17 protein-coding genes are annotated in these 18,350 nt (G+C 68.4%); 10 read left to right on the top strand and 7 right to left on the bottom strand.

The window, feature by feature from the left end; translation table 11 throughout:
- Positions 1 to 26 precede the first annotated feature (26 nt).
- Together ACFOM8_RS05325 and ACFOM8_RS05320 are read right to left on the bottom strand one after the other, a co-directional pair.
- Positions 27 to 1,274: an MFS transporter gene (locus tag ACFOM8_RS05325; protein ID WP_377759978.1), complete on the bottom strand. Its 1,248-nt coding sequence runs from the start codon at positions 1,272 to 1,274 to the stop codon at positions 27 to 29.
- A gap of 115 nt (positions 1,275 to 1,389) precedes the next feature.
- Entirely contained in the window at positions 1,390 to 1,983 is a 594-nt protein-coding gene (locus ACFOM8_RS05320; protein WP_377759976.1) for a LolA family protein, read from the bottom strand.
- Between the two features lie 138 nt (positions 1,984 to 2,121).
- Between ACFOM8_RS05320 and ACFOM8_RS05315 the strand changes: the two genes are divergently transcribed.
- Positions 2,122 to 3,354 carry a putative DNA modification/repair radical SAM protein gene (locus tag ACFOM8_RS05315; protein ID WP_377759974.1) on the top strand — a complete coding sequence of 411 codons (1,233 nt, stop codon included), beginning with the start codon at positions 2,122 to 2,124 and terminating at the stop codon, positions 3,352 to 3,354.
- Positions 3,351 to 4,772: a UdgX family uracil-DNA binding protein gene (locus ACFOM8_RS05310; RefSeq protein WP_377759972.1), complete on the top strand. Its 1,422-nt coding sequence runs from the start codon at positions 3,351 to 3,353 to the stop codon at positions 4,770 to 4,772. Before ACFOM8_RS05315 ends, ACFOM8_RS05310 begins: the two co-directional genes overlap by 4 nt.
- Positions 4,773 to 4,832: 60 nt before the next feature.
- On the opposite strand, the gene ACFOM8_RS05305 is transcribed toward ACFOM8_RS05310, so the two are convergent.
- Together ACFOM8_RS05305 and ACFOM8_RS05300 are read right to left on the bottom strand one after the other, a co-directional pair.
- Positions 4,833 to 6,053, bottom strand: coding sequence for a UbiH/UbiF/VisC/COQ6 family ubiquinone biosynthesis hydroxylase (locus tag ACFOM8_RS05305; protein ID WP_377759970.1), 1,221 nt, complete (start codon positions 6,051 to 6,053; stop codon positions 4,833 to 4,835).
- Positions 6,046 to 6,948, bottom strand: coding sequence for an SDR family oxidoreductase (locus ACFOM8_RS05300; RefSeq protein WP_377759968.1), 903 nt, complete (start codon positions 6,946 to 6,948; stop codon positions 6,046 to 6,048). Before ACFOM8_RS05300 ends, ACFOM8_RS05305 begins: the two co-directional genes overlap by 8 nt.
- Positions 6,949 to 7,041: 93 nt before the next feature.
- On the opposite strand from ACFOM8_RS05300, the gene ACFOM8_RS05295 reads away from it, so the two are divergent.
- Positions 7,042 to 8,526, top strand: a complete 1,485-nt coding sequence (locus ACFOM8_RS05295) for an AMP nucleosidase (protein ID WP_377759966.1) — start codon at positions 7,042 to 7,044, stop codon at positions 8,524 to 8,526.
- A 149-nt stretch (positions 8,527 to 8,675) separates the two neighbouring features.
- Positions 8,676 to 8,975 carry an HU family DNA-binding protein gene (locus ACFOM8_RS05290; protein WP_207102658.1) on the top strand — a complete coding sequence of 100 codons (300 nt, stop codon included), beginning with the start codon at positions 8,676 to 8,678 and terminating at the stop codon, positions 8,973 to 8,975.
- A 78-nt stretch (positions 8,976 to 9,053) separates the two neighbouring features.
- Here the strand turns inward: ACFOM8_RS05290 and ACFOM8_RS05285 are convergent, their stop codons facing one another.
- Complete coding sequence (locus ACFOM8_RS05285; RefSeq protein WP_377759965.1) at positions 9,054 to 9,425, bottom strand: hypothetical protein; 372 nt, start codon at positions 9,423 to 9,425, stop codon at positions 9,054 to 9,056.
- A 180-nt stretch (positions 9,426 to 9,605) separates the two neighbouring features.
- On the opposite strand from ACFOM8_RS05285, the gene ACFOM8_RS05280 reads away from it, so the two are divergent.
- Positions 9,606 to 10,499, top strand: coding sequence for a DMT family transporter (locus ACFOM8_RS05280; protein ID WP_377759963.1), 894 nt, complete (start codon positions 9,606 to 9,608; stop codon positions 10,497 to 10,499).
- On the opposite strand, the gene ACFOM8_RS05275 is transcribed toward ACFOM8_RS05280, so the two are convergent.
- A complete protein-coding gene (locus tag ACFOM8_RS05275) occupies positions 10,496 to 11,062 on the bottom strand; it encodes a glutathione S-transferase family protein (protein ID WP_377759961.1) in 567 nt (188 codons plus the stop codon). The genes ACFOM8_RS05280 and ACFOM8_RS05275 overlap by 4 nt on opposite strands.
- A 63-nt stretch (positions 11,063 to 11,125) precedes the next feature.
- Here ACFOM8_RS05275 and ACFOM8_RS05270 point away from each other — a divergent pair, with 63 nt between their 5' ends.
- Genes ACFOM8_RS05270 through pdeM form a run of 5 tightly spaced genes read left to right on the top strand, consistent with a single transcriptional unit; the run spans position 11,126 to position 17,443 of the window.
- Complete coding sequence (locus ACFOM8_RS05270; RefSeq protein WP_377759959.1) at positions 11,126 to 11,830, top strand: helix-turn-helix transcriptional regulator; 705 nt, start codon at positions 11,126 to 11,128, stop codon at positions 11,828 to 11,830.
- 30 nt (positions 11,831 to 11,860) lie between these two features.
- Positions 11,861 to 12,853, top strand: a complete 993-nt coding sequence (locus ACFOM8_RS05265; protein ID WP_377759957.1) for a ligase-associated DNA damage response exonuclease — start codon at positions 11,861 to 11,863, stop codon at positions 12,851 to 12,853.
- The gene (locus tag ACFOM8_RS05260) at positions 12,850 to 14,400 is read left to right on the top strand and encodes a cisplatin damage response ATP-dependent DNA ligase (RefSeq protein WP_377759956.1); all 1,551 of its coding nucleotides are present in this window, start codon (positions 12,850 to 12,852) and stop codon (positions 14,398 to 14,400) included. Before ACFOM8_RS05265 ends, ACFOM8_RS05260 begins: the two co-directional genes overlap by 4 nt.
- The gene (locus tag ACFOM8_RS05255; RefSeq protein ID WP_377759954.1) at positions 14,397 to 16,772 is read left to right on the top strand and encodes a ligase-associated DNA damage response DEXH box helicase; all 2,376 of its coding nucleotides are present in this window, start codon (positions 14,397 to 14,399) and stop codon (positions 16,770 to 16,772) included. Before ACFOM8_RS05260 ends, ACFOM8_RS05255 begins: the two co-directional genes overlap by 4 nt.
- Positions 16,769 to 17,443 carry a ligase-associated DNA damage response endonuclease PdeM gene (gene pdeM, locus ACFOM8_RS05250; protein ID WP_377759953.1) on the top strand — a complete coding sequence of 225 codons (675 nt, stop codon included), beginning with the start codon at positions 16,769 to 16,771 and terminating at the stop codon, positions 17,441 to 17,443. The genes ACFOM8_RS05255 and pdeM overlap by 4 nt, the downstream gene beginning before the upstream one ends.
- Before the next feature lie 49 nt (positions 17,444 to 17,492).
- Here pdeM and ACFOM8_RS05245 read toward each other — a convergent pair whose 3' ends face one another.
- Positions 17,493 to 18,263: an outer membrane protein gene (locus ACFOM8_RS05245; RefSeq protein ID WP_377759951.1), complete on the bottom strand. Its 771-nt coding sequence runs from the start codon at positions 18,261 to 18,263 to the stop codon at positions 17,493 to 17,495.
- Between the last annotated feature and the right edge of the window lie 87 nt (positions 18,264 to 18,350).

Below are 18,350 nucleotides of genomic sequence, written 5' to 3'. Positions count from 1 at the left end.
AACACTAGAACCGCCGCCCGCCCCCGTCAAACCGCCGCGGCCGTGGCGGGCAGCCGGGCAGGCGCCTCGCGCACCGGCAGGTGGATCAGCGCGCTGAAGGCGCCGACGCCGACGCCGACCCACCACACCAGGGTATAGTCGCCATAGGCGTCGTAAAGGCTGCCGCCCAGCCAGACGCCCAGAAAGGACCCGATCTGGTGGGACAGGAACACGAAGCCGTAAAGCGTGCCCATGTAGCGCAGACCGTAGATATGGGCGACCAGCCCCGAGGTCAGCGGCACGGTCGCCAGCCACAGCGCCCCCATCACCAGCGAGAAGACGATGACGCTGGCGGGCGTGATCGGCAGCAGGATAAAGGCCGCGGCGGCAATCGTGCGCAGGGTATAAATGCCCGCCAGCAGGTATTTCTTTGTGTATCGCTTGCCCAGCCAGCCCGACCAGATCGAGCCCGCGATGTTGGCCAGCCCGATCAGGCTGATCGCCGCCGCTCCCAGGGCCGAGGTCGTGGTGATTCCGACGGAGGCCAGCGTTCCCATCGGGCTGATCGGCCCGCACATCTCAGTCACCATAGCGGGGAAATGGGCGGTGATGAAGCCAAGCTGGTAGCCGCAGGAAAAGAAGCCCGCGAAGATCATCAGATAGGACGGATCGCGGAAGGCGCGGTTCAGGACGCTGCCCAGGCTTTCCTCGAGCGCGTGGCGGGGGGCGGGCCTGCCGTCGCCCAGCATCGGCAGGAACGCCATGCAGGACAGCACGATCACGCCGAAGATGACGAACACCGTCTGCCAGGCGTACAGGCTCAGCAGGATCTCGGCCAGGGGGGCGCCGAAGACCTGCCCCGCCGATCCGGCGGCGGTGGCGATGCCCAGGGCCAGGCTGCGGTTCTCGTCGCTGGCCGCGCGGCCCACAACGGCCAGGATCACGCCGAAGCCCGTGCCCGCGATGCCGAAGCCCACCATCACCTCGAGCAGCTGCATGGTCGCGGGCGAGGTGGCGAAGGCCGTCAGGATCAGTCCGGCGGAATACAGGATCGCCCCGAGGATGATCGCCCAGCGGTCCCCCCAGCGTTCGGCCAGCGCGCCGAACAGGGGCTGGCCGATCCCCCAGGCCAGGTTCTGGATGGCGATGGCCAGCGAGAATTCGGCCCGGGGCCAGCCGAAATCGGCGGCGATGGGGATCTGGAACACGCCAAAGCTGGCCCGCAGGGCGAAGTTGATCAGCAGGATCAGCGATCCGCCGATCAGGATGGGCGTGAACAGGCGGGAACTGGACATGGCGGAACCTGCGCGGCGAAAGGTCGCAGTCAGCGTTGAACCCGTCAGCGCCGAAGATCAAGCTCCCTGCTGTGATGCGACCCATCAACCGCCGTGATGGAATCGCCGAAACCCATCAGTTGCGACGTGACATCTCGTTGTTGATCGAGAACTTGGAGGCGGGGATCGAGCCGCCTTCGCGCATCTCGCCCAGGATCACGGTGGTCTTCTGGCCGCTGTCGTCGGTCACGACCCATTGGCGCAACTGCGTGGGTCCCGGGGTGAAGACCATCTGGATGTTGCCGTATTGCGGGTTCTGCGGATCCTGGGCGGTCACAACCGTGGCGTTCTTCGATTCCGTATGCGCCGTGACCATGTTCGCACGGCCCAGGTTCACGTTGGCGTCCAGGATGATCGACAAGGGCGTTTGCGACAGCGGGTATTGCTGCGGCCCGCCCGATTTCGGATCGAACACCGCCACGTTCCCGCCCGACGCCATCACCAGGGTGTTGTCGTTGTTGTACTCGAAGCGCACGCGGCCCGGCCGCTGGATGTAAACCGTTCCGGTCGAGATCGACCCGTCGGGATTGACCTGCGTGAATTCCGCCGTCGCGGTGGTCAAGCGGTTCAGATAGCGCGACAATTCGTTCAGCGGGATCTTTTCGGCCAGGGCCGGAAAGGCAAGGCCGAGAACAAGGGCGGGCGCAAGGGCGAGGGATCTGATGTTCATGGCGCCGATCTTATCCTTCCTGAAGCCGGATGCACATCACGTCTGGCGGATGGCACGGGCGGCGAACGCTCGCGGCACCGTGAGGGTTCCTGGCACCGGCCGGTTGAACGGAACGCATCATGAACATATATTCGTCCCATGGCACCGCGAACCCTTCAGCACAAGCTTGCGATCCTGTCGGACGCGGCGAAATACGACGCCTCCTGCGCCAGCAGCGGCACGACCCGGCGCGACTCCCGCAGCGGCGGATTGGGATCGACCGAGGGCATGGGCATCTGCCACGCCTACACCCCCGACGGGCGCTGCATCAGCCTGCTCAAGATCCTGATGACGAACTTCTGCATCTACGACTGCGCTTACTGCATCAACCGCGTCAGCAGCAACGTGGAACGCGCCCGCTTCACCCCCGAGGAGGTCGTGACGCTGACGCTGGAATTCTATCGCCGCAACATGATCGAGGGGCTGTTCCTGTCCTCGGGCATCATCCGCAGCCCGGACGAGACGATGAGCCAGATGGTCCGCATCGCCCGGATGCTGCGCACCGACCACGGCTTCAAGGGCTATATTCACCTCAAGACGATCCCCGACGCCGCGCCCGACCTGGTGGCCGAGGCGGGGCTTTACGCCGACCGGCTGTCCGTCAACATCGAACTGCCCCAGGACGCCAGCATCCGCGAGCTGGCGCCCGAAAAACGCCCCGAAACGATCCGCGCCGCCATGGCCGACGTGCGCCTGTCGCGAGAGGCGGCGAAGGACAAGACCCATACCGGCAAGCGCCCGCCGCGCTTCGCGCCCGCGGGCCAGTCCACGCAGATGATCGTCGGCGCCGACGCGGCCACCGACCGGGACATCCTCAGGACCTCGGCGAACCTGTATTCCGGCTATGACCTGAAGCGGGTTTACTACTCGGCCTTCAGCCCGATCCCCGACAGCTCCGCCGCCCTGCCGCTGATCAAGCCGCCGCTGATGCGCGAACACCGCCTGTATCAGGCCGACTGGCTGATGCGCTTCTACGGCTTCGAGGCCGACGAGATCGGCGCGGCCCACCCGTCCGGCTTCCTGGACCTGGCGATCGACCCGAAGCTGGCCTGGGCCCTGGCGAACCGGGCGCAGTTCCCGGTCGATGTGGCCACGGCGTCTAGGGAGATGCTGCTGCGCGTCCCCGGCTTCGGCACCAAGACGGTGACCCGGATCCTGGCCGCGCGCCGCAACGGGCCGGTGCGGTATGCCGACCTGCTGCGGATGGGGGCGATCATGGCCAAGGCGCAGCCCTTCGTGACGCTGCCCGACTGGCATCCCGGCGCGCTGACCGACAGCGCGTCCCTGCGCGCGCGGTTCGCGCCCCGGCCCGAACAGTTGCAGCTGCTGTGATCCGCGCCGACCTGCCCCGGTTCGGCCGCTTCCAGGCCTGGCGCGAAGCCGCCAGGCAGCTTGCCGGCAATCGCGTTGCGGCGGGCGATGTGACCTGGGCCGATGACGGAACGCCGCCCGAACTGTTCGGTGCCGACCCCATGCCGCCCGCTGGCCCTTGTCCGGTCACCGCCACCAAGGAATTCCTGAGCCTCGCCCAAACGGTCGCCAGCCATTCCGACCCGGAACGCTGGGCGCTGCTTTACACCGCGCTGATCCGCTTGCAGGACGACCGGAGCTTTATCGCCAACCCCGCCGATCCCTTGACCGACCGGCTGGGGCGCATGGCGAAGTCGGTGCGCCGCGACATCCACAAGATGCACGCCTTTGTGCGCTTTCACGAACTGCCCTCCGACGGCACGCGCCGCAGCTTCGGCGCCTGGTTCGAGCCGGAACACCTGATCCTGGAGGCCGCCGCTCCCTTCTTCGCCCGGCGCTTTTCCGACATGGACTGGCTGATCGCCACGCCCGAAGGCATCGCCCGCTTCGACGGCGCCATCGCCTATGCGCCCCCCGCGCCGCGCCCGGACTTTCCGGCGGATGCCAATCATGCGCTGTGGCACACCTATTTCGCCAACATCTTCAACCCGGCCCGCATCAAGACCCATGCCATGCGGTCCGAGATGCCGCGCAAGTACTGGAAGAACCTGCCCGAAACCGGGCTGATCCCCGCCATGCTGGCCGACGCTCCCCGCCGCGTCCAGGCCATGCGCGACGCGGGCGCGACGGATGCCCCCGCTTTCGCCGCCCGCGTGACCGCCCGCATCCGCCAGTTGCCCGACGACGGCCCGCCCGAAACCCTGGAAGCGGCCCGAGAGCAGGCCTTGCGCTGCACCCGCTGCGACCTTTGCCATACCGCGACCCAGACCGTCTGGGGCGAGGGCGATCCCGCGGCCTCCCTGATGATCGTGGGCGAGGCGCCGGGCGATCACGAGGATCTGCAAGGCCGCCCCTTTGTGGGACCGGCGGGGCATTTGCTGCGCCAGACCATGGCTCAGGCGGGCCTTGATCCCGCGCGGACCTGGATGACCAATGCGGTGAAGCATTTCAAGTTCACCCCGCGTGGCAAGCGGCGCATCCACCAGAACCCGGCAGCGGGCGAGATCCGGCATTGCAAGTGGTGGCTGGACATCGAGCGCCGGATGATCGCGCCGCGCCTGACCCTGGCCCTTGGCGCCACCGCCGCCTTTGCCCTGACTGGCAACCGGTCTCCCCTGACCCCCCGGCGCGGCAAGCTGGAAACCACGCTCGACGGCGGCCCGGCGCTGATCACCTGGCACCCCAGCCTGATCCTGCGGCTTGATCCCGCGCCGGCGGCAGCCGCAAGGGAACAGTTCGCCGCCGATCTGTCCGAAGCGGCCCGCCTGATGGCGGCATAGCTTTCACCTTTGCCCAAATACCCTGGGGGAGTCCGCCTTGGCGGAGGGGGGCAAAGCCCCCTACAACGCCCGCCCCAGAAGCAGCCGCGGCATCGGATCGACCGACAGCCCCGCCGCCTGCCGCATGAAGCCGCGCCGCAGGGCCGGAACCGCGCTGACGATCCCCATGCCGATGCCGCGCGCCGCAGCCAGCACCGGATTGCCGCTGGCAAAGATGCGGTTCACCCCGTCCATGCCAAGCGCCAGCGTTGTCGCGTCGAACCGCCGCCAGCCCTGATACCGCTCCAGCACCAGATCGGACCCGATATCCTCGCCCCGCCGCGCGGCATCGACCAGAACCTCGGCCAGGGCCGCCACGTCGCGCAGTCCCAGGTTCAATCCCTGGCCCGCGATGGGATGCACGCCGTGGGCGGCATCCCCCACCAGGGCCACGCGGTCGGCCACATAGCGGTCGGCCAGCGACAGGCTCAGCGGATAGGCGAAGCGGGCGCCCGCCAGTTCGATCCGGCCCAGGTAATCGCCGAAACGCGGGCGCAGCACGTCCAGAAAGGCGTCGTCGGCCAGGGCCGCGATGGCGCGGGCGTTGTCATGGGTTTCCGACCAGACCACGCTGCTGCGGTTGCCGGGCAGGGGCAGGATCGCCAGGGGGCCGGTTTCCATGAAATACTGCTGCGCGATGCCGTCATGGGGACGTTCATGCGCGATGGCCGCGACAAGCGCCGTCTGGCCGTAATCCCACCCCCGCCGCCGGATCCCGGCGCGCGCCGCCACCCCGGAGCCGCGCCCGTCGGCGCCCACCAGCAGCCGGGCGCGCAAACGGCGGCCGTCGGACAGCACCGCCTCAATCCCGCCCCCCGCGACCTGCTGGTCCACGACCGACACCCCCGGCAGGTGCCGGACCTTGCCTGCCATCGCCGCCAGAAGGGCGCGATACAGGAAGCGGTCTTCCAGCATAAAGCCGACCGGGCCTTCCTCGATCTCGGCGCTGTCGAAATGCAGGAAAAAGGGCGCGGCGCCTTCGCCCGGCCGGCCTTGCGAGGCCTTGACCTGCCGGATCGGCTGGCTGTCGCCCGCAAGCCCCGCCCACAGCCCAAGCGCCTTCAGCAGCCGCTGCGAGGCCACCGCCAGCGCATAGGCGCGCCCGTCGAAATTGCCGCCCGCGCGGGCGTCCGCGGGGCGCGGATCGACCACCGCCACGCGCAGCCCGGCCCCTGCCAGGGCCAGCGCCAATGCCGGGCCGTTCAGCCCGCCGCCCGCAATCAGGACATCCGCATCACTCATGGCGCCGATCATGCACGCGAGCGGCGGGAAGTCCATGCGGCGATCCGCCCTCGGATGCGAGGATCGCCGCCAGGCCGCTGCGGTAATCGGGATAGCGCAGCCGGACTCCTAGATCCTCCTTGATGCGCCGGTTCGAGACGCGCTTGTTGTCGGCATAGAAGGACCGCGCCATCGGCGTCATCTCCGCATCCTCGAAGGCGACGGCGGGCGGCGGCGGCAGGCCCAGCAAATCCGCCGCATGGGCCAGCACGTCCTGCGGCGGGGCCGGGTCGTCGTCGCAGACATTGTAGGCGGTGCCCGGCGCGGGCCGCTCCAGCGAGGCCAGCAGCACAAGGGCGATGTCTTCGGCATGGATGCGGGAAAACACCTGGCCCGGCTTGACGATCCGCCGCGCCGTGCCGTTACGCAGCTTTTCGAACGGTCCGCGACCGGGACCATAGATCCCGGCCAGGCGGAAGATGTGCAGCGGCAGCCCGGCCTGGCCGGCAAGCGCCCGCCAGTCCGCCTCGGCCCGGATGCGGGCCCGGCCGCGCGGCCCGGCGGCGTCCAGGGGGCTGTTCTCGTCCACCCAATCGCCGTTCCGGTCTCCGTAAACCCCGGTCGTGGACAGATAGCCCAGCCAGCGCGGACGCGCGTCCGCCAGATCGCCGCGGAACGCCGCCAGCACCGGATCGCCCCCCGGGCCGGGCGCCGCGGATACCAGGATCGCATCGGCCGCCGCGATCTCGGCGCGCAGCCGCGCCTCCTCGCCGGGCCACAGGATCGGCCGGGCGCCCGCCGCCGCCACGCGGCCGGGATCGGTGCGGGTCGTGCCCGCGACCTGCCAGCCGCGCTCGCGCAGCAAGGGCGTCAGGAAACCGGCGCAATAGCCGTGACCGAAGACAAGCATTCTCATGACGGCAGCGTAACGGCCCGCGCGGCCCGGCGCCAGACGCTTGCCTGCGGCGGGCGGGGCTGGCAGGGTCGAGGGAAAGCAAGGACAAGAACGATGGACACGGATTCCCGCTATCTCCCGGTCGAGACGCCCGACGCGCCCGGACGCCAGCAGTTCACCGATGCCGCAGCCGCCGTGGCGCAGTTGCAGCATCTTTATGCGCAGGCCACCGGCTTTCTGCTGGACCGTTTCACCCGGGCGCTGGAAGGCAACAAGCCCGTCGCCCGCTATCGCGCCTTTTACCCCGAATTGCGCCTGACCGTGCCGACCCATCCGAAGGTCGATTCGCGCCTGTCCTTCGGCCATGTCGTGGCGCCCGGCAGCTATTCGGCCACCATCACCCGGCCGGATCTGTTCGAGAACTACCTCAAGGAACAGATCGGCCTGCTGATCCGCAACCACGGCGTGCCGGTGACGGTGGGTGTCGGCGACACGCCCATGCCCGTGCATTTCGCCGTCGCCGACCAGAGCGACCTGGCCGTGCCGCAGGAAGGGGTGCTGGATTTCAGCCTGCGCGACATCTTCGACGTGCCGGATCTGAACACGATGAACGACGACATCGTGAACGGCGTGGCCGGGCCGATGCCCGACGGATCGCTGCACCTGGCGGCCTTCACGGCGCAGCGCATCGACTATTCCCTGGCGCGGCTGCAACATTACACCGCCACCGCGGCCGGGCATTTCCAGAACTTCGTGCTGTTCACCAACTACCAGTTCTACGTGGACGAGTTCGAGGCCTTCGCCCGCCGCGTCCTGGGCGATCCCGACGGAGGCTATGACAGCTTCGTGGCCCCCGGCAACCAGGAGATCACGGACCCCGAGGCGCCCCTGGCCACGCTGGCCAAGCTGCCGCAGATGCCGACCTATCACCTCAAGCGGGCGAACGGGCAGGGCATCACGCTGGTCAACATCGGCGTGGGGCCGTCGAACGCCAAGACCGCCACCGACCACATCGCCGTGCTGCGCCCCCATGCCTGGCTGATGGTCGGCCATTGCGCGGGGCTGCGCAACAGCCAGTCGCTGGGCGATTTCGTGCTGGCCCATGCCTATCTGCGCGAAGATCACGTCCTGGACGACGACCTGCCCGTCTGGGTGCCCATCCCGCCCCTGGCCGAGGTTCAGGTGGCCCTGCAAGAGGCCGTGGCCGAGGTCACGCGGCTGGACGGCTACGAACTGAAGCGCATCATGCGCACCGGCACGGTGGCGACCATCGACAACCGCAACTGGGAGCTGCGCGACCAGTCCGGTCCGGTCCACCGGCTGTCCCTGTCGCGCGCGGTCGCGCTTGACATGGAAAGCGCCACCATCGCCGCGAACGGCTTCCGCTTCCGGGTGCCTTACGGCACGCTGCTGTGCGTCAGCGACAAGCCGCTGCACGGCGAATTGAAGCTGCCGGGCATGGCCACCGACTTTTACCGCACGCAGGTCGCCAACCACCTGCTGATCGGCATCCGCGCCATGGAGAAGCTGCGCGAGATGCCGCTGGAGCGGATCCATTCGCGCAAATTGCGGTCCTTCAACGAGACGGCGTTCCTGTGACCCTGCGTCAACCGGCCGTGCCGCGCCTGCTTTCCGAGGAAGCCGCGAAAAAGGCTTGAACTGTTGGGGAAAACGGTGTGTAGCAGGCGATATGCCGCAAAAGGCGCTATGTTTGGGCCCCGCAGAACCGGGCAAGAGGAGACAGAACGATGGCTACGCCTTCCGCTAAACCGATGACCAAGACCCAGCTGGTCGCCACGCTGGCCGAGGAAATGGGCTCGGACAAGAAATCGGCCACGGCCGCGCTGGACGCGATCGCCGCCGTTGTGGCCCGCGAAGTCGCCGCCGGCGGTTCCGTCACGATCCCCGGCATCGGCAAGATCGCCTGCCGCGCGCGCCCCGAACGCCAGGTCCGCAACCCGCAGACCCAGGAAATGATGACCAAGCCCGCCGACAAGCAGGTCAAGGTGACGGTCGCCAAGTCGCTGAAGGACAGCGTGAACAGCTGATCCGTCCGCAACGCCGGATGAGGGGGCCGTGCCATGGGGCGCGGCCTTTTTCGTTTGGGCACCCACGACAGCCAGCTTTCAGCGGCCCTGCACGAAAATCACTTTGGTATCGGGAGGATCATCGAAAAGGACGGCGACGACATGCCCGTTCTGCGATCCGTGATAAAGGTCGGAATTCTGCCCGAAAAGGATGTGATCCGCCTGCGACGTCGTTCTGCGCAGGCATTTCTTTCCATCCAGAACGGCTCTACCCGACGCATTGCCCTGATCGTTATCCTGTTGTGAGACGAAATCATTCACCGAGGTATCGCGGGACCATGCCCCGTTCCGGGTGGAGGCGTCCTCTGGCATAAGGGCTGAAAGCCGGAACGGGATCGGCGCGGACAAGCCGCCGTCCCGGCATCCGGCAAGAACCATGACAACAGGGATCGCTGTCAGGAATGCCTTCACCGCTGTCCTGTTTCATGATCCGGTAAACGGACTCGGCACGTTTCAAAACATCTTGTTGGTCCTTTCTGCCGCGTATGCCGTGAAACCGCCGCCTGCCCAAGGTGGCCTGCACCTTCGCCCTTCCCGCCGCCGCCCCGACCTGCTAGCCCTTCTGCATCATCTGCAAACGGAGCCTTCCGCATGGACATTCGCGCGATCCTCATGGGGGTGTTCTTCGCGGTGATGTGGGCCTCGGCCTTCACCTCGACCCGGATGATCGTGACCGAGGTGCCGCCGCTGTTCGCCCTGGCCCTGCGCTTTCTGCTGTCGGGCGTCGCGGGCGTGATCATCGCGCGTCTGATGGGCGAGACCTGGCGCGCCCTGACCCGCGCGCAATGGCGGGCGGTGGTGGTCCTGGGGCTGTGCCAGAACGCGCTGTATCTGGGCCTCAACTGGGTGGCGATGCAGTGGATCGAGGCGGGGCTGGCCTCGATCATCGCCGCCACCATGCCGCTGATCGTGGCGACCCTGGGCTGGATGCTGATGGGCGAACGGCTGCGGCCCCTGGGGATCGCGGGGCTGGCCCTAGGCCTGGCGGGGGTCGCCATCATCATGGGCGCACGGCTGCAAGGGGGCGGCAGCGACCCGGTGGGCATCGTCATGTGCTTTGCCGCCGCCCTGGCGCTGGCCGTGGCCACGCTGACGGTGCGCGGCGCCAGTTCCGGGGGCAACGTGATGATGATCGTCGGATTGCAGATGCTGGTCGGATCGGCGACCCTGTGGGTCATCGCCCCGATCCTGGAGGATTGGCGCGTCGATCCCAATCCGCGGCTGGTCTGGGCCTTTCTTTACACCGTGATCGTGCCGGGGCTGGTCGCCACCTGGGTCTGGTTCAAGCTGGTGGGCCGAATCGGCGCGGTGCGCGCGGCGACCTTCCATTTCCTGACGCCCTTCTTCGGCGTCGCCACCGGCGCGGCCCTGCTGGGCGAACAGCTTGCGGCCGGCGACGTGATCGGCGTCGGCATCATCATGGCGGGCATCCTGGCCGTGCAGCTGTCCAAGGCGCCCGCCGCCGTGGCCCGCCCGGTGCCCTAGGACATCCGCGCGGCGCAGCGGTCCACCCAAGCCTTCACGGCGGGCGGCGCAGGCATCGCGTCGCCAAAGAACATAAAGGGCGAAGCGCAGAGCAGATCCGCCGCCGAAAAATCCTGTCCCAGCAGGAACGGGCTGTCCGACACGGCCGTTTCAAGCTGCCGCACCATGGTATCAAGGTCGCGAAACGTCGCCCGGATGACGGGATGGTCGATCTTCAGGTAATGCAGCACCGCCACCGGCTCGATCACGCCCTGGTAATAGAACAGCCAGGACAGAAAGGCCCCGCGCTGCGGATGGCCCGCCGGGCGGCCAAGCCCGCTGTCGGGAAAACGGTCGGTCAGCCAGACGATGATCGCGCCGCGTTCGCGGACATGATCGTCGCCATCGACCAGAAAGGGCACCTTGCCCTCGGGGTGGGGGTTCTTCGGGTCCGGGCCGCCGCTGCCGTCCTGGCGGGGGATCGTCACCTCGACGATCTCCACCTTGTCGCGGATGTTCATCAGCTCGATCAGGGTGACGATGCTGTCGGACCGGCTTTGCGGGGCGTGATAAAGCGTCGGCATGGGCTTGCCTCCTTTGGTTGCGTGGCCTCAGAATAGCGCGGAACCCTGACAAAAGGTGGCAGCATGGCCCGCACCGACCGCCTGATGCGCCTGATGGACACGCTCCGCCGCCTGCCTGCGCCCGTCACTGCCGCGCGGCTGGCCGAGGAGACCGGCGTCTCGGCCCGCCAGCTTTATCGCGACATCGCCACCCTGCGCGCGGGCGGGGCGCTGATCGACGGCGCGGCGGGTCTCGGCTATAGCCTGACCGAGGATCCGGCGCTGCCGCCGCAAAGCTTTTCCCGGCTCGAGATCGAGGCCCTGCGCTTGGCCGTCGAATCGCTGGCGGGCATCGGCGATCAGGATCTGGTGGCGGCCGGACGCGACGCCCTGGCGCGGATCGTGGCCACCCTGCCGGAACGCCAGGCGCGCCAGGCCATGCACGCGATCACCCGCTGCTTTCCGCAAACGCCCCATCGGTCCGCCCCCAGCGTCGATCTGGCGCCGATCCGGGCGGCCTGCTGGGACGAACAGGCGCTGCTGATCGAATACGTGGACCTGAACGGCCGGCAAACCCGGCGCGAGATCTGGCCCCTGGGATTGTCCTATTCCGACCAGTCGCTGATGCTGCTGGCCCATTGCCGGCTGCGGATGGATTATCGGGTCTTTCATGTGAACCGCATCGCGGCGGTCCGCCTGACCGGCGACAGCTTCCGCCCCCGCCGCGTGGCGCTGGTGCGCGACTATGCGCAAGCGCGCCGGGAACACGCCAACCGGGGGACGCGTTGATTTTCATGGAATGTTCACCATCTTGGATCCATGCGCGCCGATCAGATCCTGCACCCCACCCCGGCTGGTCTTTACTGCCCCCCCGGTGATTTCTTTATCGACCCGATCCGCCCGGTGCCCCGCGCGCTGATCACCCACGGCCACGGCGATCATGCCCGGTCCGGCCATGGCGCGGTCATGGCGACCCGCCAAACGCTGGAGATCATGGCGATCCGCTATGGCGAGGATTTTGCGGGCCAGCGGCAGGCGGCCGATGGTCCCCTCCGCGTGGGCGGCACCACCGTCAGCTTCCATCCGGCGGGCCACATCCTGGGATCGGCGCAGATCGCCGTGCGGCCCGACCATGGCCCGACCATTGTCGTGTCGGGCGATTACTGCCGCCATCCGAACCCGGTCAGCGCGGCCTTCGAACCCGTGCCCTGCGACATCTTCGTGACCGAGGCGACCTTCGGCCTGCCGGTCTTCAAGCACCCCGATCCGGCGGGCGAAATGACGCGCCTGCTGGCCAGCATGGCCGAGTTTCCCGAACGTCCCCACCTGATCGGCGCCTATGCCCTGGGCAAGGCGCAACGCCTGATCATGCTGGCCCGCGCGGCGGGCATCGACGGCCCGATCGCCATTCACGGCGCGTTGCAGCGGTTGTGCGATTACCACGTGGCCCAGGGCATCGACCTTGGCCCGCTGGTGCCCGCCACCGCCGACCGCGTGGAGGCGCAACTGGTGATCGCGCCGCCGTCGGCCTTTGCCTCGGCCTGGGTGCAGCGGTTCCGCGATCCGGTGATCGGCTTCGCCTCGGGCTGGATGGCGGTCAGGGCGCGGGCGCGCCAGCGCGGGGTCGAACTGCCCCTGGTCATCAGCGACCATGTGGACTGGCCGCAGGTCACGCAAACCATCACGGACCTTTCCCCGTCCGAGGTCTGGATCACCCACGGCACCGAGGACGGCCTGATGCGCTGGTGCGAAATCCAGGGCATTCCCGCGCGTCCCCTGCGGCTGATCGGCTATGAGGACGAGCCGGAATGAGGGCCTTTGCAACCCTGCTGGAACGCCTGGCCTTCACGCCCGCGCGCAACGCCAAGCTGCGCCTGCTGCGGCATTACCTGGAGGCCACCCCCGATCCCGACCGCGGCTTTGCCCTGGCCGCGCTGACCGGCGATCTGAAGCTGCGCACCGTCACGCCCGGCCTGCTGCGCGGGCTGATGGTCGAACGCGTGGACGAACAGCTGTTCGCGCTGTCCTATGATTTCGTGGGCGATCTGGCCGAAACCATCGCGCTGCTGTGGGACACCGACCGCGACGAGGACGTGCCGCTGCACCAGGCCGTCGCCCTGCTGTCGGACACCGGCAAGGCGGGCCTGCCCCTGGCCATCGCCGGAATGCTGGACCGGCTTGGCCCTTCGCAGCGTCTGGCCTTTCTGAAGCTGGCCACCGGCAACATGCGCATCGGCCTGTCCGCCCGCATGGCCCGCATCGCCCTGTCCGAGATGGGCGCCCCCGACGTGGCCCAGATCGAGGAAATCTGGCACGGGCTGACGCCGCCCTATCGGCCGCTGTTCGACTGGATCGCGGGGGGCGCGCGCCCCGAACAGGCCGCCCGCGCCCCGTTCCGCCCGGTGATGCTGTCGACCCCGGTCGATCTGGATCAGTTGCGGGCCTTCGATCCCGCCGATTATATCGCCGAATGGAAATGGGACGGCATCCGCGTCCAGGCGATCAACGACGGCGGCGTGCGGCGTTTGTATTCCCGCACGGGCGAGGACATCGGCGGCAGCTTCCCCGACGTGATCGAGGCGCTGAACTTCGACGGCGCCGCCGACGGCGAACTCCTGGTGCGGCGGGGCGAGGACGTTGCGGTCTTCGGCGACCTGCAAAAGCGCCTTGGCCGCAAGCAGGTGGGCCGGGGGATGCTGGACAGCCACCCGGCCGGCCTGCGGGTCTATGACCTGATGATCTGGGAAGGACGCGACCTGCGCGGCCTGCCGCTGGTCGAACGCCGCGCCGTGCTGGAAGGGGCCGATTTCGGCAGCGACCGCATTGACGTCTCGCCGCTGCTGGACTTCGCCACCTGGGACGATCTGGCCGCCCTGCGCGCCGATCCCCCGGCCCCGGTGATCGAGGGCGTGATGATCAAGCGCCGCGACTCCGCTTATGTCGGCGGGCGCCCGCGCGGTCCGTGGTTCAAGTGGAAGCGCGATCCCCATGTGGTCGATGCCGTGCTGCTTTACGCGCAGCGCGGCCATGGCAAGCGGTCGGGATTCTACAGCGACTTCACCTTCGGACTGTGGGACGCGGACCAGCTTGTCCCGGTGGGAAAAGCCTATTTCGGCTTCACCGACGAGGAGCTGCGCGAACTGGACCGCTTCGTGCGCAACAACACGGTCGAGCGGTTCGGTCCCGTCCGGTCCGTCGCCCCGAAACTGGTGCTGGAGGTCGCCTTTGAAGGGCTGAACGCGTCCGGCCGCCACAAGTCCGGCGTCGCCATGCGTTTTCCCCGCATCAGCCGCATCCGCTGGGACAAGCCCGCCGCCGAGGCCGACCGCCTGTCCACGCTGAGGGCGATGATCCCGTGACCCTGCCGCCCGATTTCCAGGACTGGTTCGCCCGCCAGGGCTGGCAGCCGCATCCCCACCAGTTGGACCTGCTGGAGGCCCAGGGCGACACCCTGCTGATCGCGCCCACCGGGGGCGGCAAGACCCTGGCGGGGTTTCTGCCCTCGCTGGTGGCGCTGAAGGGCGGGCACAAGGGGCTGCACACGCTTTATGTGTCGCCCTTGAAGGCGCTGACGGCGGACATCGCCCGCAACCTTGCGCGGCCGGTGGCGGACCTTGACCTGCCGATCCGGGTCGAGGATCGGACGGGCGACACGCGCAGCTCGCAGCGGGCGCGGCAAAGGGTCGATCCGCCGCAGATCCTGCTGACCACGCCGGAATCGCTGGCGCTGATGCTGTCCTATGAACAGGCGCCGCAGATCTTCGGCAGCCTGAAGCGCGTCGTCTTGGACGAACTGCACGCGCTTGCGGAAAACAAGCGCGGCGATCAGCTGATGCTGTGCCTGGCGCGGCTGCGCACGCTGGCCCCCGGCGTGGCGGCCACCGGCCTGTCGGCCACGGTTGAAGACCCCGCAGCCTTGGCCCGGTTCATGGGCGGCGCGTCCATCATCCACGCCGATCCCGGCCCCGATCCCGACATCGCCATGCTGGCGACCGCGCGTCCCGCGCCCTGGTCGGGCGGCGGCGGCCATTACGCCATCCCCGAGGTTCTGGCCGAGATCAGGCAGGCCCGCACCACCATCATCTTCATCAACACCCGCGCCCAGGCCGAACTGTTCTTCCAGGCCTTGTGGGCCGCCAACGACGACAACCTGCCCATCGGCCTGCACCACGGCAGCCTGGCCCGCGACGCCCGCCAGCGGGTCGAGGCCGCGATGGCCGCGGGCGAGCTGCGCGCCGTGGTGGCGACGGGCAGCCTGGATCTGGGCATCGACTGGGGATCGGTGGATCTGGTGATCCAGATCGGCGCGCCCAAGAACGTCAAGCGGCTGGTTCAGCGGATCGGGCGCGCGAACCACCGCTACAACGCGCCCTCGCGCGCCCGGATCGTGCCCGCCAACCGCTTCGAGGTGATCGAATGCGTGGCGGCGTTGGAGGCCGTCCACGAACACGACCTGGACGGAGAGCCGCGCGGTCCCGGACCGCTGGACGTGCTTTGCCAGCATATCCTGCTGACCGCCTGCGCCGGTCCCTTCGACGCAGGCGCGCTGTTCGCCGAGGTGCGCACCGCCGGACCCTATCGCGGCCTGTCCCGCGCGCAGTTCGACGACTGCCTGGATTTCGCGGCGACCGGCGGATACGCGCTGCGGGCCTATGACCGCTGGCAGCGGCTGATGGAACGCGACGGGTTGTGGCGCCTGCGCGACCCCCGCGCGGTGCGCGAGCTGCGCATGAACGTCGGCACCATCGTCGAGGCCGAGATGCTGAAGGTCCGCTTTCGCGGCCGGGGCGGCAATCTCTTGGGCGAAGTCGAGGAGGGCTTTGCCGCCACCCTGGTCAAGGGCGACACCTTTCTGATCGGCGGGCAGACCGTGCGCTACGAAGGCCTGCGCGAACTGGTGGTCGAGGTGACGAAGCAGCCGACCCGCCAGCCCCGGATCGCCGTTTATTCGGGGCTGAAGCTGGCCACGTCCACGCAACTGTCGCACCGGGTGCAGGCGCTGATCGGCGATCCCTCGCGTCACTGGGCGCTGCCGAAGGACACGGCGGACTGGCTGGCCTTGCAGGCGCGCATCAGCACCCTGCCGCGGCCCGGCGTGCTGCTGAGCGAGACTTTCCCGCATCGCGGCCAATGGCACTTCGCGCTGTATGGCTTTGCCGGGCGCCATGCCTTGCAGACGCTGGGCCTCTTGATGACCAAGACGATGGAGGACGCGGGCCTTGGGCCGCTGGGGTTTCTCGCGACCGATTACGCCTTGTGGATCTGGTCGCTGGATCCCGTGACCGATCCCGAACCGCTGCTGGACCGTGACGCCTTGCGCGCGGGCCTGGGCGACTGGCTGGCGGGCAATGCGGTGATGAAGCGCACCTTCAAGAACGTCGCGGTCGTTTCCGGGCTGATCCAGCGTAACATGCCGGGGGGGCGCAAGTCGGGCAAGCAGGCGACCTTTTCCAGCGACATCCTTTACGATACCTTGCGCCGCTATGACCCCGACCACCTGCTGCTGCGGATCACCGCGGACGAGGCGCGGCGGGGCCTTGTCGATTTCGACCGGATCGAGGACATGCTGAACCATTCCCCCCGCCACGATCACCGGATGCTGGACCGCGTGACGCCGCTTGCGGCGCCCCTGCTGCTGGAATTCGGCCGCGTTCCCATCGCGGGCCAGGGCCGCGAACGCCTGGCCGAGGCCGAGGCCGCCGCCCTGATGGCCGAGGCGGGCCTGACGTGAGCTATCCCTTCGACTTCGCGGGCGAAAGGCTCGAGGCGCGGCCCTCGGGCGCGCTTTTCTGGCCTGACCGCCGTTGGCTCGTCGTGGCCGACCTGCACCTGGGCAAGTCCGAGCGCATGGCCCGGCGCGGCGGATCCCTGCTGCCCCCCTACGAGACCCTGGTGACCCTGGACCGGCTGGACTCAGAGATCGCCGCCACCGACCCCGCTGCCGTCATCAGCCTGGGCGACGGCTTCGACGACGATGCCGCGGCCGAAGCGCTGCCCGACCTGCTTTGCGACCGGCTGCGCGCGATGGCCTGGCGGCGGCGCTGGATCTGGATCAGCGGCAATCACGACCCCGCCCCCGTCTGCCCGCGTCTGCCGGGCGAAACCCTGGCCGAACTGGGGGACGGGCCGGTTCTGCGGCACCAGGCGGGGCAGGGGCCGGACATGTCGGGGCATTTCCATCCCTGCGTCCGCCTGGCGGGCGACCGGCGGCGCTGCTTTCTGGTCGGGCGCGACCACCTGATCCTGCCCGCCTTCGGCGCCTATACCGGCGGCCTCGCCATCGACAGCCCGGTGCTGACGGCGCTTGTTCCGCAGGGCCTGGCGATCGCCTGCGGCGCGCGCGCCCTGCCGATCCCCGTGGGCGTTCCGGCGCGCGCCGGGCGGCCTGGCCGCCGCGCATGAAAAAGGCCGGACGCCGCGCGCCCGGCCCCCGGAGCGGGTTCTGTCGATCTCAGAAGCTGAAGTTCACGCCGACCTTGATGTTGTGATGTTCCGGCGTGGCGTTGGTCACGATGGCGGCTTCGCCATCGGCGAACGAAACCTCTTCCTTGCCGAAGTTCCGATACTGCCATTCCGCAAACACCGACAGGTTGTCGCGCACTTTCCGTTCGACGCCGAGGCCCAGCGAATATCCATCCGCCGTATAGCCCTCGGTCATGGACCCGCCCTCTCCGTCGATGGAGGCGGACAGGATGTAGTCGAAGTCTCCGCGCACATAGCCCGCGGATCCGTAGACCAGCGTTTCCGGGTTCACGGCATAGCCGGTCTTGAACCGCAGGCCGGCGATGTGGTTGACCTTGGATTCGATGCCCAGCGTGACGGCGGAACCGTCCACGGTGGCCGAACCGGACTTGTCGTCGCCGATGTCGCCCCCCTCGATAGTCAGTTCGGGGCCGAAAACCCAGTTTCCACGCTGCCAGCGATAGCCCAGTTGCACCCCGGCGTTCAGCCCCTTGACCTTGAGGTCCGTAAGGTCGCGCTCGCTGCCCAGAAAGGCGTCGCCTTTGTAGATTTCGGCGCCCACGGCATCATCGCCGCCAAAGGCGTAACCGATATGCCCGCCCACATAGCCGCCAGCCCAGTCACTGACCGGGGCAGCCTCGATCACCGGGGCCGTCACGACAGGATCCGCGGTCGGGGCGGTATAACCGCCGGCCAGGGCGCCGGATGCGCCCGCGAGACCGCCAAGGGCGCCCGCCGCCAGAAACAGGGTGTGACGCATCAAAGGCTCCTTCATTTCAAAATTTTCAATCGCAACGCGAATCGCGGGACGGGCCAACGCATACCGGCAACATGCCGCTGCGGCAAT

Origin of the sequence: Paracoccus angustae (assembly GCF_042648745.1) — a bacterium.
In the GTDB taxonomy this organism is placed as follows: Bacteria; Pseudomonadota; Alphaproteobacteria; order Rhodobacterales; family Rhodobacteraceae; genus Paracoccus; species Paracoccus angustae.
This window is presented reverse-complemented; position numbering and strand designations above follow the sequence as displayed.

Excerpts from the sequence above, each read along its gene's own strand:
- ACFOM8_RS05320 (WP_377759976.1), bottom strand. The coding sequence starts at position 1,983 with ATGAACATCAGATCCCTCGCCCTTGCGCCCGCCCTTGTTCTCGGCCTT.
- ACFOM8_RS05300 (WP_377759968.1), bottom strand. The coding sequence starts at position 6,948 with ATGAGAATGCTTGTCTTCGGTCACGGCTATTGCGCCGGTTTCCTGACG.
- ACFOM8_RS05290 (WP_207102658.1), top strand. The coding sequence starts at position 8,676 with ATGGCTACGCCTTCCGCTAAACCGATGACCAAGACCCAGCTGGTCGCC.
- ACFOM8_RS05305 (WP_377759970.1), bottom strand. The coding sequence starts at position 6,053 with ATGAGTGATGCGGATGTCCTGATTGCGGGCGGCGGGCTGAACGGCCCG.
- ACFOM8_RS05260 (WP_377759956.1), top strand. The coding sequence starts at position 12,850 with ATGAGGGCCTTTGCAACCCTGCTGGAACGCCTGGCCTTCACGCCCGCG.
- ACFOM8_RS05325 (WP_377759978.1), bottom strand. The coding sequence starts at position 1,274 with ATGTCCAGTTCCCGCCTGTTCACGCCCATCCTGATCGGCGGATCGCTG.
- ACFOM8_RS05295 (WP_377759966.1), top strand. The coding sequence starts at position 7,042 with ATGGACACGGATTCCCGCTATCTCCCGGTCGAGACGCCCGACGCGCCC.
- ACFOM8_RS05245 (WP_377759951.1), bottom strand. The coding sequence starts at position 18,263 with ATGCGTCACACCCTGTTTCTGGCGGCGGGCGCCCTTGGCGGTCTCGCG.
- ACFOM8_RS05270 (WP_377759959.1), top strand. The coding sequence starts at position 11,126 with ATGGCCCGCACCGACCGCCTGATGCGCCTGATGGACACGCTCCGCCGC.
- ACFOM8_RS05315 (WP_377759974.1), top strand. The coding sequence starts at position 2,122 with ATGGCACCGCGAACCCTTCAGCACAAGCTTGCGATCCTGTCGGACGCG.
- ACFOM8_RS05265 (WP_377759957.1), top strand. The coding sequence starts at position 11,861 with ATGCGCGCCGATCAGATCCTGCACCCCACCCCGGCTGGTCTTTACTGC.
- ACFOM8_RS05275 (WP_377759961.1), bottom strand. The coding sequence starts at position 11,062 with ATGCCGACGCTTTATCACGCCCCGCAAAGCCGGTCCGACAGCATCGTC.
- ACFOM8_RS05280 (WP_377759963.1), top strand. The coding sequence starts at position 9,606 with ATGGACATTCGCGCGATCCTCATGGGGGTGTTCTTCGCGGTGATGTGG.